This window comes from uncultured Candidatus Pelagibacter sp. (genome assembly GCF_943788075.1).
Taxonomy (GTDB): domain Bacteria; phylum Pseudomonadota; class Alphaproteobacteria; order Pelagibacterales; family Pelagibacteraceae; genus Pelagibacter.
On sequence record NZ_CALSOW010000002.1, the window covers coordinates 117,253 to 131,822 of the forward strand.

At 29.8% G+C, this 14,570-nt stretch carries 16 protein-coding genes; 5 read left to right on the top strand and 11 right to left on the bottom strand.

Annotated features, from left to right (window positions below):
* Nucleotides 1-2: 2 nt before the first annotated feature.
* The 3 genes from Q0X98_RS03090 to Q0X98_RS03100 are packed head-to-tail and all read left to right on the top strand — an operon-like array spanning nucleotide 3 to nucleotide 2,167.
* Nucleotides 3-224 (top strand): hypothetical protein, encoded by a 222-nt coding sequence (locus Q0X98_RS03090; protein ID WP_297681343.1) that lies wholly within the window; start codon nucleotides 3-5, stop codon nucleotides 222-224.
* Entirely contained in the window at nucleotides 199-1,116 is a 918-nt protein-coding gene (locus tag Q0X98_RS03095) for a serine/threonine protein kinase (protein ID WP_297681345.1), read from the top strand. The genes Q0X98_RS03090 and Q0X98_RS03095 overlap by 26 nt, the downstream gene beginning before the upstream one ends.
* Nucleotide 1,117: 1 nt before the next feature.
* Nucleotides 1,118-2,167, top strand: a complete 1,050-nt coding sequence (locus Q0X98_RS03100) for a low specificity L-threonine aldolase (RefSeq protein ID WP_297681347.1) — start codon at nucleotides 1,118-1,120, stop codon at nucleotides 2,165-2,167.
* Here Q0X98_RS03100 and Q0X98_RS03105 read toward each other — a convergent pair.
* Genes Q0X98_RS03105 through Q0X98_RS03115 form a run of 3 tightly spaced genes read right to left on the bottom strand, consistent with a single transcriptional unit; the run spans nucleotide 2,160 to nucleotide 3,609 of the window.
* Nucleotides 2,160-2,387 (bottom strand): hypothetical protein, encoded by a 228-nt coding sequence (locus Q0X98_RS03105; protein ID WP_297681349.1) that lies wholly within the window; start codon nucleotides 2,385-2,387, stop codon nucleotides 2,160-2,162. The genes Q0X98_RS03100 and Q0X98_RS03105 overlap by 8 nt on opposite strands.
* Before the next feature lie 22 nt (nucleotides 2,388-2,409).
* Nucleotides 2,410-3,099 (bottom strand): ion transporter, encoded by a 690-nt coding sequence (locus tag Q0X98_RS03110; protein WP_297681351.1) that lies wholly within the window; start codon nucleotides 3,097-3,099, stop codon nucleotides 2,410-2,412.
* Between the two features lie 24 nt (nucleotides 3,100-3,123).
* On the bottom strand, nucleotides 3,124-3,609 hold the full coding sequence (locus Q0X98_RS03115) for a YajQ family cyclic di-GMP-binding protein (protein WP_297681353.1): 486 nt from the start codon (nucleotides 3,607-3,609) through the stop codon (nucleotides 3,124-3,126).
* 72 nt (nucleotides 3,610-3,681) lie between these two features.
* Here Q0X98_RS03115 and Q0X98_RS03120 point away from each other — a divergent pair, with 72 nt between their 5' ends.
* Complete coding sequence (locus tag Q0X98_RS03120; protein WP_297681355.1) at nucleotides 3,682-4,701, top strand: D-2-hydroxyacid dehydrogenase; 1,020 nt, start codon at nucleotides 3,682-3,684, stop codon at nucleotides 4,699-4,701.
* 64 nt (nucleotides 4,702-4,765) lie between these two features.
* Nucleotides 4,766-5,134, top strand: a complete 369-nt coding sequence (locus Q0X98_RS03125) for a thioredoxin family protein (RefSeq protein ID WP_297681357.1) — start codon at nucleotides 4,766-4,768, stop codon at nucleotides 5,132-5,134.
* A 20-nt stretch (nucleotides 5,135-5,154) separates the two neighbouring features.
* Here Q0X98_RS03125 and Q0X98_RS03130 read toward each other — a convergent pair whose 3' ends face one another.
* From Q0X98_RS03130 to Q0X98_RS03165, 8 genes are read right to left on the bottom strand one after another with little or no spacing between them, the layout of a single operon-like run.
* Entirely contained in the window at nucleotides 5,155-6,462 is a 1,308-nt protein-coding gene (locus tag Q0X98_RS03130) for an MFS transporter (protein ID WP_297681359.1), read from the bottom strand.
* Nucleotides 6,463-6,519: 57 nt separating this feature from the next.
* Nucleotides 6,520-7,380, bottom strand: coding sequence for an EamA family transporter (locus Q0X98_RS03135; RefSeq protein ID WP_297681361.1), 861 nt, complete (start codon nucleotides 7,378-7,380; stop codon nucleotides 6,520-6,522).
* Complete coding sequence (gshB, locus tag Q0X98_RS03140; RefSeq protein ID WP_297681363.1) at nucleotides 7,377-8,303, bottom strand: glutathione synthase; 927 nt, start codon at nucleotides 8,301-8,303, stop codon at nucleotides 7,377-7,379. Before gshB ends, Q0X98_RS03135 begins: the two co-directional genes overlap by 4 nt.
* Nucleotides 8,293-9,588: a glutamate-cysteine ligase family protein gene (locus Q0X98_RS03145; RefSeq protein ID WP_297681365.1), complete on the bottom strand. Its 1,296-nt coding sequence runs from the start codon at nucleotides 9,586-9,588 to the stop codon at nucleotides 8,293-8,295. Before Q0X98_RS03145 ends, gshB begins: the two co-directional genes overlap by 11 nt.
* Nucleotides 9,589-9,618: 30 nt before the next feature.
* A complete protein-coding gene (locus Q0X98_RS03150; protein ID WP_297681367.1) occupies nucleotides 9,619-10,176 on the bottom strand; it encodes an HD domain-containing protein in 558 nt (185 codons plus the stop codon).
* Nucleotides 10,177-10,178: 2 nt separating this feature from the next.
* The gene (gene purF / locus Q0X98_RS03155) at nucleotides 10,179-11,660 is read right to left on the bottom strand and encodes an amidophosphoribosyltransferase (protein ID WP_297681369.1); all 1,482 of its coding nucleotides are present in this window, start codon (nucleotides 11,658-11,660) and stop codon (nucleotides 10,179-10,181) included.
* Complete coding sequence (locus Q0X98_RS03160) at nucleotides 11,614-12,159, bottom strand: CvpA family protein (protein ID WP_297681371.1); 546 nt, start codon at nucleotides 12,157-12,159, stop codon at nucleotides 11,614-11,616. Before Q0X98_RS03160 ends, purF begins: the two co-directional genes overlap by 47 nt.
* A gap of 5 nt (nucleotides 12,160-12,164) precedes the next feature.
* Nucleotides 12,165-14,555, bottom strand: coding sequence for an MMPL family transporter (locus Q0X98_RS03165; protein ID WP_297681373.1), 2,391 nt, complete (start codon nucleotides 14,553-14,555; stop codon nucleotides 12,165-12,167).
* Between the last annotated feature and the right edge of the window lie 15 nt (nucleotides 14,556-14,570).

Sequence of the window (14,570 nt, forward strand, 5' to 3'; positions counted from 1 at the left end):
GAGTGATAACTAAAACTATTGTTAATAGTTGGAATGAGTGGGATCCATTAAAACATGTGATCGTAGGAAGAGCTGATGGAACTTGTATACCAGCTCCAGAACCAGCGCTTGATGCTAAAGTTCCAGAAGATAGCGACATGAGAGGTCAATTTGGCCCACGAACTAAAGATACAGTTGATAAAGCCAATCAACTCTTAGATGATTTTTCTAATATGCTTCATTAAAAGAGGAGTTAAAGTAGATCGTCCTACTCCAATTGATTTTAATCAAAAAACTTCAACACCTGATTGGGAAGCTGAAACGATGTTTGGTTGTATGCCACCAAGAGATGTTTTGCTTACTGTTGGAAATGAAATTTTAGAAGCAACAATGAGTTATCGTTGTAGATGGTTTGAGTATCTTTGTTACCGACCTTTGCTTCAAGAATATTATAATCAAGACCCAAATATGAGACATGAGTCTGCACCAAAACCTAGGTTAACAGACAAGGATTATCGAAAAGATTATTTATCAGATAAAATCGGTATTCAAAAAAGATTGGAATGGACGGAAGATAAATTTTTTGTAACCACTGAAGAAGAACCATTATTCGATGCAGCAGATGTATTAAGATTTGGAAAAGATTTGGTTGTTCAACATGGTTTTACAACCAATTTAAAAGGAATTGATTGGCTAAAGAGACATTATAAAGATCACAGAGTTCATGCTGTTAATTTTCCAGGTGACCCTTATCCAATCCATATTGATGCAACTTTTACCCCAATCAAAGAAGGTTTAATTATCAATAACCCTCAAAGAAGATTACCAATAGAACAGAGAAAATTATTTGAGGATAATGGATGGGAAATTGTTGATAGCGCACAACCTGCTCATAATGAACCACCCCCTTTATGTTATTCATCAACTTGGTTATCAATGAATGTATTAGTTTTAGATCCAAAAACAGTATGTGTTGAAAAAAGTGAAGTTTATCAGCAAGAACAGTTAGATAAATTAGGCATGGAAGTTGTGCCGGTAGAGTTAAGAGATGCTTATGCATTTGGTGGAGGACTTCATTGCTGTACAGCAGATGTATATAGAGAAGGCACTTTAAAAGATTATTTTCCAAAACAATAATATGGCTAAAATTAAAACAAAAAGAGAGCGAGTTAAATTCGCCTCAGATAATGTTGCTGGTGCATGCCCTGAAGTATTAGATGCAATTCTTAAAGCAAATGAGGGAGATAGCACTCCTTATGGAAATGATTCAATCTCAACTGAATTGCAAGATAAGTTTTCAGAAATTTTTGAAAAAGAAGTAATTGTTTTTCCAACAGCATCAGGAACTGCAGCGAATGCTTTAGCATTATCAACTATGACACCATCATACGGGAATATTTATTGCCATAAGATGTCCCATATCAATACGGATGAATGTGGTGCACCTGAATTTTATACAGGAGGTGGAAAGTTAGTCCCTTTAACTGGAGTAATGGGAAAAATAACTGCAGAGGAATTAAACCAATCTATAGGAGGAAAGGGTATTGTTCATCATACGCAACCTTCATCAGTTAGTATTACTCAAGTGTGTGAAACAGGAGAAGTTTATCAATTAGATGAAATCAAAAAAATTGCAGAAACCACACACAAACATAATCTAAATTTACATATGGATGGTGCTAGATTTGCTAATGCATTAGTATCTTTAGATGTAACTCCTGCTGAAATGACTTGGAAATCTGGGGTTGATGTATTGTCATTTGGAGCAACGAAAAATGGATGTTTAGCAGCTGAAGCAATTATCTTTTTTAAGAAAGATTTAGTAGGAGATATTGCTTTTTTAATGAAAAGAGCAGGGCATTTATTATCTAAAATGCGTTTTGTCTCTGCTCAATTAGATGCCTATATTTCAAATGATGTTTGGTTAAGAAATGCAAAGCATGCGAATAAAATGGGTAAAAAGTTAAGTGATGGTTTATCAAAACATAATGATATTGAAATTGCATATCCAACGGAAGCAAATGAAGTCTTTGCAAAATTTCCAAGAGAAAAAACAGAACATCTAAATTCCGAAGGGTACAAAATGAATGAGGATGAATTAGATGGTAAAGCGGTGAGACTAGTTGCTGCCTGGAATACTAAAGATAGCGATGTTGATGAATTGTTAAATACGATTAAAGCTAACTAGGATTTTCTTTTAAAAACTCAATATATTTTATAACTTCATCAAACTGTTCATCAGGAATATCTTTGTAACTAGCATTAAATTTACTTTTCACACAAATAGCAACATGAGCATAGGGGTTTCTTCCTTTAGGGTGATTTGGATGGCCAGGCAATTGCCCCACCAAATAATCGCCAGCTTCCTGTATAATTTTCCAGAGTTTACTTGCGTTTTCTTTATTCATTAAGTTTTAAGTAACTTTATAGTTATAGTTTTTTTTGGTTAATCACTACATCTACAAGTACAGCAATTAATAAATTTAGCATGGTAATTCCACAAATTATAATAAAACTGAAAAAATAAATCCAAGCCCACCAATAAACATCTTGCAAAGGTAGCATAACTTGTTCCCAGCTAGATAAAGTTAAGACCTGGAATAATGTAATCATTGCAACCCCAACATCTCCCCATCTTTCAGGAATATTGGTGCTAAATAAAATTGATCCTATAGTTGCGTAGATATAAAGAATTATAAATAACAATAATCCTACATAAAATACTCTTTTCACCGAAGATAATAAGGCTTCTATTATCTTTTTTAATTCTGGAATGACTGAGATAATTCTTAACACTCTAAATACTCTCAATAATCTTAATAGTAAGAAACTTGAATTATTAGGTATTGGAATTAATGAAATTAATACAATTAAAGTATCAAATATATTCCAACCACTTTTAAAAAAATTTAATTTTTTAGGCTCTCCAATAAATCGGATTAAAATTTCAATAACGAAAAAAACAGTAATTGAGTAATCTAAATAATTTATTGCTTGTGTTGTAAATTTACTTAAATCGTAAGTATTAACCCCAATCGTTATTGCATTTAATATTATAATTGAAATTACAATAAATTGAAAAATTCCACTTTCTTTTAAATTGTATAAAATTTTATTCATATCCTGTTTAAATTCTAGAGATAGTTAATCTCTAAAATTGATAAATTCAATAGGAAGACCAATGTCAATTGTCTTGATTGCAGCTATAGCATCTTGAAGGTCATCTCTTTTTTTTCCATCAACCCTTAATTCTTCTCCTTGAATTTTGATCTGAATTTTAAGCTTTAGCTTTTTGATATCACCAATAATCTTTTTTGCATTTTCTTGGCTTATTCCTTCTTTTAATTCACTAACCTGTCGAATGGTTCCACCTGTTGCTCCTTCTGAATTCTTAACACTTAATACTCTTGGATCTACTTTTCTTCTTATTAGGTGAGTTTCTAATAGTTCATTGACTTGTTTAAGTTTTAACTCATCTGTGGCTATTGTTGTGATATTTTTATCTTTTCGTTCTATTGAAATATTAAGACCTTTAAAATCATACCGGTTACTAATTTCTCTTAAGCAATTGGCTAGAGCATTATCAAATTCTTGATAATTAATTTTACTGATCACGTCGAATGTAGGCATAATATTTTTTATTAATTTATATGTTAATATATTTTTTATTAAAATAAATTAAAGATAAGATAATCATTAAAAATGAAAAAAGTTAAAATTCATATAAGAAATAACCATTGGAAAGAGGGATTTTTACCTTGTGATCCAGAAGGTGAAAAGCATAGCACAATCACTAAAGAAGAATTCGAAAAAGGACTTAGTCAACACCCAGAAATAAAAGATAAGATTGAATATTTTGTAGATTGGGATGAAGATAATTATCTAACTTCTATGAAAGATGCAGATATTTTGCTTGGTTGGCAATTTCCAACAGAAAATATTAGAGAAATTGCACCAAACCTTAAATGGATCCATGTTAGTTCAGCTGGAGTTAACCATCTATCACCCTTTGACTGGATGAAAGAAGATTTAGTTTTAACTAATAGCAGTGGAGTGCATTCTAAAAAAGCAGGAGAATTTGGTTTAATGAGTATTTTAATGCTTCAAAATCAAATGACCAAAATAGTTACAAACCAGAAAAATAAAGAGTTTGTTACTTTGCTAAGTAAACCTATTGAAGGTTATAAAGTTGTGGTTGTTGGAACTGGATCCTTAGGTGGATCATTAATTAAACATATTAGCAAACTTGGAGCAGAAGTAATTGGAGTTAACCGAAGAGGAAAAGATGTCGAGGGTTGCTCAAAGATAATCACATTTGATAAAATAGATGAAGTATTGCCAAGTACTGATTTTTTATATCTTGCAGTTCCTGAAACAGAAGAAACAAAAGGATTAATTAATAAGACTAGATTAGATAGTCTTAAATCTACCTGTGGAATTGTAAATATTGGCAGACAATCTGTTCTAGATTATGAAGCTTTAAGAATTAAATTGGAAAAAAATGAAATAGCAGGGGCTATTTTAGATGTATTTTCTCATGAACCTATTCCAAAAAACTCTAGTCTTTGGGATACCCCAAATTTAATTATTACCCCTCATATTTCATCAGACAGCCAAGGTAATTATATTGAAATGGTATTAAAAATATTTTTCAAAAATCTTAAATACTTTATAGAAAACAAGGAACTAATTAATCAAATTGATCGAAAATTAGGTTATTAGAAATTGATATAGAGACAATTTGTTTGATTACATTAACCATTAACAAATATAAATTATTGAATATATGAAAAAAGTATTATTTTTTATTCTTCTAACATTTAGCCTTAGTGCAACTGCAATAAGTAAAGAAACCACTTTTACTAATGAGATATTTGAAAAATCTCAATTAGATGGAAAAACTGTTGTAATTCATTCATGGAATAAGACCTGTGTAACTTGTGCTCAACAAGTAAAAATATTAGATAAAGCTAAGCAAGATTTTAAAGACGTTATTTTTTTAAGTTTTGAACAAACAAAAGATAAGGATATTGCTAAATTTTTAAGCATTGATTACTGGACTACAATTGTGGTTTATAAAGACAATAAAGAATTGTCACGTACCATTGGTCAAACAGATAAAGAAAAGATTTATTCTCAAATCAATTCACTATAACAATTTTAATACTTAAGGCTTTAAGGTTTGTTTTCTTCAACAACAGGCTCAGTTACAGGTTTAATTGGATCATCAATAGGTTCAGTTGATGGGTTTAATTCAATACCAGCTGGCGTAATTGATTGAGGCATTGCAACGAATTGAGAGTCTGGATTTTCAACAACAGGTCTAACTTTTGATCTATAAAGACCATAAATACCAATCAAACTATGAAAAAATATTAAGAAAATAAAAAATCCATTAGGTCCAACCATACCCATAAAAACTGAACACAAAAAAGGCCCACCCATAGCACCCATACCAAATGTAAACTGCAAACTAGCTCCCGCTGCAACAAACTTTTCCTTAGGAATAAAATCATTAGTATGTGCTAAAATTAAAGAGAACATTGGAAGACTACAAAAAGAAAATAAAATTAAAAAAACATAAAACCAAAATTTACTGGTTGCTAAATCACCTGGCAAATACATTTGTCTTGAAGATAAAATTGCACAAAAGGCAAAGAATGAAGCTGCAAAAGTTACTATAATGATTACTTTTCTTCTATCAAACATGTCTGACAATTTTCCAATTGGCCATTGAGAGATTGCACCTGATACTGCTAACATAAATGTAACTAGTGAGATTTGAAAAATAGAAAAGTTCATTGTTGTTGCGTATACCGCAAGCAGAGTGAACAATGCAGATTGTATTGTTCCATAAAAAAATGAACTAACCATTCCAAAAGGAGATGAAATAAATACTTCTTGTAATGACATTTTAGATATTTTTTTAAATGTTGGAGCTTTTCTTTTAGTAAGTAAAATTGGAATTAGTGCAGCTGAAGTTATAACTGAAATTAATATAAAAGGTTCAAAGTTAAGTGGATCACTAAAGTTAAGCAAAAACATTCCAAGTCCCATCGCACCATATAAAATGACCATGTAAACAGATAAAACACTTCCTCTATTTTTGTTACTTGCTCTATCGTTTAACCAACTTTCAGCAACAGTATAAATAGAAACCATACTAATTCCTGTAAGCACCCTTAATAGAAACCATGCAAAAGGACTTACATATACTGCGTGAATTAAAACTACTAATGAGGCTATTGATGCAAAAGCCGCGAATACTCTGATATGTCCTACACGAGAAATTATTTGTGGAATAGTTTTGGCACCAATAAAGTAACCAACAAAGTAACCAGACATCATAAATCCTGTTGCTGTTAAACTAAATTCTTCTTTTACAGCTCTAACCCCAAGTAATGATCCTTGAAATCCATAGGCAAGCATAAGTGCTCCCATTCCTAAAAATAACGCCCATGAATTTTTTAATACTTTTTCCATCTGAATCGGTATCTATTTCTGATTTGTGGCTAAATCAAGTTAATTGTCTTTTGAGAATTAAGAATTCTTAAGCTTAAGAAATGAGTGAATTGCAATTGTTAAGATGATGACTGCTCCACCTTGTATAGTCTCGATGCTAGGTTGTTCTTTAATCACCATCCATACCCAAAAAGGACCAATGATAGTTTCTAATAAAAAGAATAAATTTACCTCTTCAGCTGGAATAAATCTTGGAGCAATCGTTACCATTACAAAAGGAATTGCAACACACATCACGCACATCAAGGGGACAATATACAAGTCATGGTCAATAAGAGTGTAAGTTTCGATAAAAAACATGGCAAAAATAGCAACTAATAATTTTCCAACTACAGCAGCAGGAACCAAGTTCTTCTTTTTAGCTGATCTTATAGTTACAGCTCCAACTGCTAGACCTAAAGCAGTTATAAGCCCCAATAAATCTCCATAAATATTCCCTAATTGAAGCGAGTCATAGAAAATATAAACAGCAGCAAAAAAAGTAATTCCTATTGCAATCCAGGTTTTACTATCGGGCATTTCTTTTAAAAAAATTGCACCTAAAATTGCTGATAACATAGGTGCCATTGCGATCATGACCAATGTATTTGCAACATTGGTATTTTGAATTGAAACTACAAAGGTGATGTTAGTTATTGAAAAGGTTAATATATAAATTAGTCCATGGTGACCACTGGTAAACAGCATTTTGAAAAAGTTTGCTTTATAAATAATGAGCATTCCAATTAAGACTACAAAGAATGGAATAGCACCTCGATAAAAAACTAACCCCCAGGTGTCTACATTAGATAATCTAATAAATAAACTATCTGGGGTTATGAACATTACCGCAACAAAAGCTAACAAAGATCCTTTTTTCTGATCTGATAAATCTTTCATGCTTTTAATTCTTTCCAAAAAGTTTTTGCAAGATTAATTCCTGATAAATCATACAGTGTCTTTAATCCGGTAGGGGAAGTTACATTAATATCTCCATTTAATTTTTCATCAATAAAATCAATACCAGCAAAAAAAATATTTTCTTTTTTAAGATCTTTGGCAATTAATTTTGAGATTTTATTTTCTGTATTAGTCAATTTAATATTAATTGGTATTGCTCCTTTACTCATGTTACTTAAAAAAGATCCCTGTTTTGGAACTCTAGATATTGCTCCACATACTTTACCATTTATTAAAAACACTCTTTTATCTCCTCTGCTTATTTTAGGTAAAAATTTTTGACACATAATATGATCATGTTTTTTTATAAATTGATTGATTAATTTTAAATTAAATTTATCTAAAAGTTGAATATCATTTCCGCTATAACTATGAATAGGCTTTAAAATTACTTTTTTATTTGTTTTAAAAAATTTTTTAATCTCACTAATATTTTGAGTAAAAATAGTACTTGGCATATACTTTTGATATCTAACTGAATATAATTTCTCAGAAACATTTCTAATTGATGTGGGGTTATTTAAAATCTTCACTTTATCTTTAATAGTATCTAAAATGTAAGTTGCTGAGATATACTCAAGATTAAACGGAGGATCTTGACGAATTAAAATAAATTTACATTTTGTAAGCTCAAGTTTTTGTTTTCTTAAAATTTTATAAAATTTTTTATTTTTATAGTTAAATTTAATAAAAAATCCTGAAGCAATTACCTTTGAATTAATTACCGATAAGTCTTTAGGGTCATAATAAAATATTTTGTAGTTTTTATTCTGAATTTCTTGAGCAAGAAAAACACTGGTATCTGTTGTAGGGTTTAATTTTGTGGGGTTATTTCCTTGAACAGCAACAATTTTACTTATCATATAATTCACTTAAATCTTCAGTTTTAGAAAATTTACTGATCATATCATCTGCGTTAGTTGTTTTGTTATCAATCACTTTTTGTAAGTGATTTAAAAATACAGTTTCGTCTTTTCCATGCTTGTTAAGTATTTCTCTGTTTTCTAGCCCTTTTTTTGATAAATTTAATAGGGTTGATGACCAATAAAGAAGATCTTTACCCATTAATTGAGTATTAAAACCTTTCTTAGGAGCTTCAAAGTAAGCATTAATAATTTTATCTGCATCCCAATCAGAAACTAGTTCATGAACCTCATCTAAATTTCCATACAACATCCCAATATTAAAAGCAGGACCAGCACACAAACAATCCCACCCACATGTATCCATAGATCTAAGCTCAATATATTTTTTTAGTCTATTTTCAGTAAAGATTGTACTTAAGTGAGTAGTTAAGTCATTTTCAGTAGGTAATCGGTTAGATATTTCATCAATTTTACCATCCATAAAATCTTTAAAAGTATATTTTTGACCTGAAATATAAGTATCATCGTTCTGTATGAATAAAATTGGGAAATTTATTACAAATTCTGCATATTTTTCAAAATTTAATTCTTCAAAAAATAATTTAGGTAGACCACCTCTGGAAGTATTTTGCCAAACTTTTGATCGATAAGATAAATATCCACTATTTTTTTTTTCAACTATCGAAGAGTTTGCAAATAAAGCAATTGAAATTGGAACAATAGAGTTAACTATTTTAAACTTTTTTATAAAATCTTGCTCAGAATTATAATCAATATTTAACTGCGTCCCACAAGTTCGATACATCATGTCTAGACTTAATTCACCCCCTAAAGGCATATCTTTAGTCATCAGTTCATATCTTTGTTTAGGATTGTTAGGAATTTCATCTAATTTTGATATTGGATCAAACCCTGCGCTGACTATATTGATATCTAATTTTTTAGTAACTTGTTTTAACTCAAACAAATAATCCTGTGACTCTGCGCAAGCTTCATGAATGTGATTGAGTTTCTCTCCTGATAATTCTATTTGGTTTCCAGGCTCTAGAGTAATATTTTTGCCCCCTTTATTTAATCCTATTATATTTTCTTTTTCTAAAATTGGATTCCAGCCAAATTCTAAAAGGGCTGCAAACATATCTTTTACTTTTGTATAATTAATTCTTTTATTGTCTTGATTATTGAAAAGAAACTTTTCATGTTCAATTCCTATTCTAAAATCTTTTGTGTTTTTTATGCCAGATTCAAAATATTCAATTATTTGTTCTTTAGAATTAATCATAGATGTTTAGATAGTATCTTATTTTAGAAATTAAAGATAATAATATGGGGTTTTAGAAAAAATTCTTCTAACCATTGGTGAAAACTCATCTAAACTCATACTTTTATAATTTGGATCAAAAGAAGACTGATCATAATTTTCACAAAAGTTAATAGTTGCCTGATAATGTTCGTGATCTCTAAATTTATCTCTAGCATTTCTGTCTCCTCCTAAATGATGAGCACTGTAATAAGTTTGAAATAACCCATGATGCTGAATAATCCAATAAGTTCTTTCAGAAACATAAGGTCTTAGTATTGAAGCTGCATACTGAGAATGGTTCATTGGAGCTAAATCATCCCCGATATCATGTAATAAAGTGGCTACAACCATTTCTTCATTCTCACCATTTTTATAAGCTCGAGTTGCTGCTTGCAAAGAATGCTCTAGTCTTGTTATTTGATAACCTTCTAGCGTGGTTGTTTGAGAAGCTAAATATTTTATTATTCTATCAGCAGTCTGTCTTTCAAAACTTTTTTCATATTTTTCTAAGAGTTGGTAATCTTCTTTAGTCCCATTCTTCATTTCTGTGAAATTTACTTTTTTCATTACTAATTATTAGAAGCGGTGCTTAATAAAGATAATTGGGTAATTTTATTATCTCCAAGTTCATCAATAGGTTTTACAGGATAATCACCTGTAAAATAATGATCAGTTAGTTGAGGATAAGTTTCATTTCTATTTTCAAAGCCAATAGCTTTATATAGTCCATTAAGAGATAAAAATTTTAAGGATTTTGCTCCAATATATTCACAAATTTCATCATTTGATTTATTTGCGGCCAACAATTCTTTTTTTGTTGGTGTATCAACTCCATAAAAATCTGGATATCTAATTTCAGGGCATGCAATTTTAACATGAACTTCTTTGGCGCCTGCATCATATAACATTTTAACAATTTTGTGAGAAGTAGTTCCTCTAACTAACGAGTCGTCAATTAATATAATCTTTTTATTTTTAATGGTTGTTTGGTTTGCATTTAATTTTAATTTAACTCCTAGACTTCTGATTTTTTGACTAGGTTCAATAAAAGTTCGACCTACATAATGATTTCTTATCAAGCCATGTTCATAATTCATCTTTAAATGTTGAGCAAACCCAAGAGCTGCAGCGTTACCACTATCTGGAACTGGAACAACTATATCTGCATCAACATCATTTTCTTTAGCAAGTTCTGCTCCGATATTTTTTCGATGTTCATAAGCTGTTTTGTTATCAAGTATGCTATCTGGTCTTGCAAAATATATATATTCAAAAACACATGGCCTTACTTTTTTTGGAGGAAATGGTTTAATACTTTCTAACTTATCATTTTCAATTAGAACTATCTCTCCATTTTCAACATCTCTTATAAATTTCGCTCCAATTATATCCAGTGCACATGTTTCTGAGGCAAGAACATAACTATTTCCAAGTTTACCAATTACAAGCGGTCTAATTCCATAGGGGTCTCTAACACCAATTAGAGAATTTTGTGTCAGCATAACTAAGGCGTAACCACCTTGAATTTGAAATATTGCATCAACAACTTTGTCTATTGTTTTAGGTCTTTTAGATTTTGCAATTAATTGAACTATTGTTTCAGTGTCCGATGTTGTGTAGAAAATAGCTCCATCTTCAACTAACTTATTTCTTAAAGAAATCGAATTAGTTAAATTTCCGTTATGAGCAACTCCAATACCACCTGCATTAGTATCTGCAAAAAATGGCTGGATATTTCTTAGAGTGTTTTCACCAGTTGTACTATATCTATTATGCCCAATTGCATAATTTCCTTTAAGTTTTTCAAGCACTTTTTCTTTATTGAAATTATCACCAACTAAACCAAATCTTTTCTCAGAATAATATTTTTCACCATCAAAAGTAACTATTCCACAACCTTCTTGACCTCGATGTTGAAGTGCATGAAGACCAAGCGCCGTTAATGCTGAGGCATCTTTTGCATTACTTACACCAAAAACACCACATTCTTCTTTTAATTTTGGATCAAAGTTCTTTAATTTTTTCTTTAGAATCTTGATATGTTTTTTCATTAGGAAATTCTTTTATGAGATAATTACTACCTTTTTCAAGGTAAGGAAAGACGTATGATTGCTCTAAATTTATAGGCCATTTATCATAATTATAGACAATATGAATTCCAGCAAAGACACAAACACCAACAATATATGCTTTAATAAACCCAAAAAAGAATCCAAACGTTTTGTCAAGCCCACCAATGCCAGTGTAGCTGATTGCTTTGCTGATTCCTTTATTAATTAGTAGCACTAAAAATATAACTACTACAAAAATAGTGATGTTAAGCCCTATGTCGAGAATGTATTCACTATCAATTATATCCTTAAAATAAGGTTTAACTCTAGGAAATAAAATTAAAGTAATCACATAAGCTAAAATCCATTTAGCCATGGAAAGAATACTTAGTACAAAGCCTTTGCTATAACATTGTATTAAAGATAAAATTGTTACCACAACATATAAAAAATCAATTACTGATATTTCATTAAAAAAGTCTTGAAATGTATTTAGCATCTAGATCATTTACCAAAAGGTTTTACAGTTAAGATTAAAGCAGGTAATAAAGTCAAAACAGATATCATTGCAAGCAACATTGCTATACCTGTAAATACTCCAAAATAAATTGTTGGGATAAACTTTGATAAAACTAAAATTGAAAAACCAAAGACAATAGTGATAGATGTATTTAATATAGCAACTCCAACAGTTGAGTGACATTTTTTTAAAGTTTTGTTGTAATCTTTTATCTTACTGAATTCTTCTTTAAATCTGTAAATATAATGAATGCTATTATCTACCGCTATTCCAATAGTTATTGCTGCAATAGTGATTGTCATCATATCTAATGGAATACCAAGAAGACCAATAATTCCTAAAATAAAAAATGCTGCAATAAAATTTGGAACAACACCAATTAAGGATAACTTGATATTTCTAAATAAAATTATAAACATTGAAAGAATTCCAATCATTACTAGCCCTAACGTTAAAATTTGAGATTTAAACAAGCTTTGTAATAAATTATTAAATAAAATCAAAACACCAGCTAATTTATATTCATTTTCTTTTAATCCTATTTTATTTTTTAAATCAAAATTTATTTTATTAATTAATTCGTTTCTTCTTAAGTTTTCTTGTGAGTCAATAATTCTTAAACTTACCCTGGCTTCATTATCTTCAATGGATAAATATGGATCAATTATTTCGGTTTTGATACTTTCTGGAATTTTAGAATACAAAACTCCCATCTCAAGAGTGCCAAGAGGCTTATTATTATTGAGCTGTGTTGCAACTTCAATAATTGATGAAAAAGATAGAACTTTGCCCACTTGTGGAAGATTGTCTAAATAATTGTGAACTGAAGCTATTTTATCGATTTTATCTTTAGTAAACCAATATTTTTCATCATTCTCATCTTCATCATCACCCCAATCTTCAAACTCATCATCCTCTGCTGTTGTTTCTTTATTTTCAGTTACAGGAAACTTTAAGATAACTTCAAGTGGGGTAGTGCCACCCAATTCTTCATCAATAAGTTTCATTCCCTTATAAATCTCAGTATTTTTATTAAAGTAATTAATGAAGCTATTTTCTACTTCAAGTTTACTAATTCCAACTACACTTAAAATAACAATAATTCCAGTTACTCCAAAAATTGTAGTTTTGTTATTCAAAGAAAGTAGACCTAAAAAACTTGTGATACTAGAGTCTTGTTCTTTTATAAGTTCCATATTTTTTGTTGGAGCAAAATTTAAAAGAGTTGGAAGAAGAGTAAAAGTAATAACAAATGATGTGATTAAGCCAAAAGTCATCATCCAACCAAAATCTATAATTGGTTTAATTCCACTAAAAATTAAAGATAAAAAAGCAAATACAGTTGTAAAGACTGTATATAAAATAGGCCAAAACATTTTATTTGTAGTAAGGGATATAATTTCAAAATTATTTTTAGCAGGAAAATCTTTTTTTAATTGAAGAAAACGAGTGCTCATATGAATATTCATTGCCATTGTTAATATGAGCATTAATGCAATAAAGTTAGAAGAGATAACTGTTACCTTCCAACCAAGAATTCCAAGCAAACCCATCATAATTACAACTGAAAATAAGCAACTACTAATTGGAACAATGACCCAAATTAATTTTCTAAAAACAAACCATAAAGTTGCAATAATGAATAAAAGAACCCCTAAACCAAAAACTATAATGTCACTTTTAATAAATGTCATCATGTCATCAGCTATCATTGGAATTCCTCCAAGATAGATTTTACCTACATCTCCATAACTTTTGATAACTTGTCTTATCTCTAATATATTTTCATGATTTTGTTTTTTTATTTTATCTTTGTGAGACTCTATTTCTGATTTTGATAAATTTTCAATATTTTCTAATTTTATATTCTCTTTAATATTAACAATAATTCCACTCGTATTTCCATTTTCACTAATTACAAAATTTCTAAAAACTGGACTATTTAGAATTTCTTTAAATCCGCGATTTTTATCAACCCCTTCATCTTTTAAAGTTTTAAAGCTTTCCAATCTTTCTTGTAACGGTGCGTCTGAATTGCTTAAAAGAGGTACATCTAAAAGTGTAATTACACTGTGAACCCAATTTAGACTTTGAATTTTGTATTTTAAACTTAAAAGATTGTTAATAGAGTTATCAGTAACCATCCCCTCATTTGGAGTATAGGTTAGAATTAAAAAATCTTTTGAGCCATATCTCTCTGTTACTTCTTTTAAATAGGCTAAATCAGGGTCACCCTCTATCAATAGTGTTTCTGAAGATGCATCTAACCTGAAATCCTTCGAATAATAGCCAAAGCTTAATATCGCAATAACAAGTAAAATAAATACTATTTTAGGGTTTTTCAGAACTCTATTTTGATACAATTGAGCAAACATCAGCTCTTTTATATT

What these genes read in the sequence shown, in the direction of transcription:
- Q0X98_RS03095 (WP_297681345.1), top strand. Translation starts at nt 199, where the DNA reads ATGATTTTTCTAATATGCTTCATTAAAAGAGGAGTTAAAGTAGATCGT.
- Q0X98_RS03100 (WP_297681347.1), top strand. Translation starts at nt 1,118, where the DNA reads ATGGCTAAAATTAAAACAAAAAGAGAGCGAGTTAAATTCGCCTCAGAT.
- Q0X98_RS03105 (WP_297681349.1), bottom strand. Translation starts at nt 2,387, where the DNA reads ATGAATAAAGAAAACGCAAGTAAACTCTGGAAAATTATACAGGAAGCT.
- Q0X98_RS03110 (WP_297681351.1), bottom strand. Translation starts at nt 3,099, where the DNA reads ATGAATAAAATTTTATACAATTTAAAAGAAAGTGGAATTTTTCAATTT.
- Q0X98_RS03115 (WP_297681353.1), bottom strand. Translation starts at nt 3,609, where the DNA reads ATGCCTACATTCGACGTGATCAGTAAAATTAATTATCAAGAATTTGAT.
- Q0X98_RS03120 (WP_297681355.1), top strand. Translation starts at nt 3,682, where the DNA reads ATGAAAAAAGTTAAAATTCATATAAGAAATAACCATTGGAAAGAGGGA.
- Q0X98_RS03125 (WP_297681357.1), top strand. Translation starts at nt 4,766, where the DNA reads ATGAAAAAAGTATTATTTTTTATTCTTCTAACATTTAGCCTTAGTGCA.
- Q0X98_RS03130 (WP_297681359.1), bottom strand. Translation starts at nt 6,462, where the DNA reads ATGGAAAAAGTATTAAAAAATTCATGGGCGTTATTTTTAGGAATGGGA.
- Q0X98_RS03135 (WP_297681361.1), bottom strand. Translation starts at nt 7,380, where the DNA reads ATGAAAGATTTATCAGATCAGAAAAAAGGATCTTTGTTAGCTTTTGTT.
- gshB (WP_297681363.1), bottom strand. Translation starts at nt 8,303, where the DNA reads ATGATAAGTAAAATTGTTGCTGTTCAAGGAAATAACCCCACAAAATTA.
- Q0X98_RS03145 (WP_297681365.1), bottom strand. Translation starts at nt 9,588, where the DNA reads ATGATTAATTCTAAAGAACAAATAATTGAATATTTTGAATCTGGCATA.
- Q0X98_RS03150 (WP_297681367.1), bottom strand. Translation starts at nt 10,176, where the DNA reads ATGAAAAAAGTAAATTTCACAGAAATGAAGAATGGGACTAAAGAAGAT.
- purF (WP_297681369.1), bottom strand. Translation starts at nt 11,660, where the DNA reads ATGAAAAAACATATCAAGATTCTAAAGAAAAAATTAAAGAACTTTGAT.
- Q0X98_RS03160 (WP_297681371.1), bottom strand. Translation starts at nt 12,159, where the DNA reads ATGCTAAATACATTTCAAGACTTTTTTAATGAAATATCAGTAATTGAT.
- Q0X98_RS03165 (WP_297681373.1), bottom strand. Translation starts at nt 14,555, where the DNA reads ATGTTTGCTCAATTGTATCAAAATAGAGTTCTGAAAAACCCTAAAATA.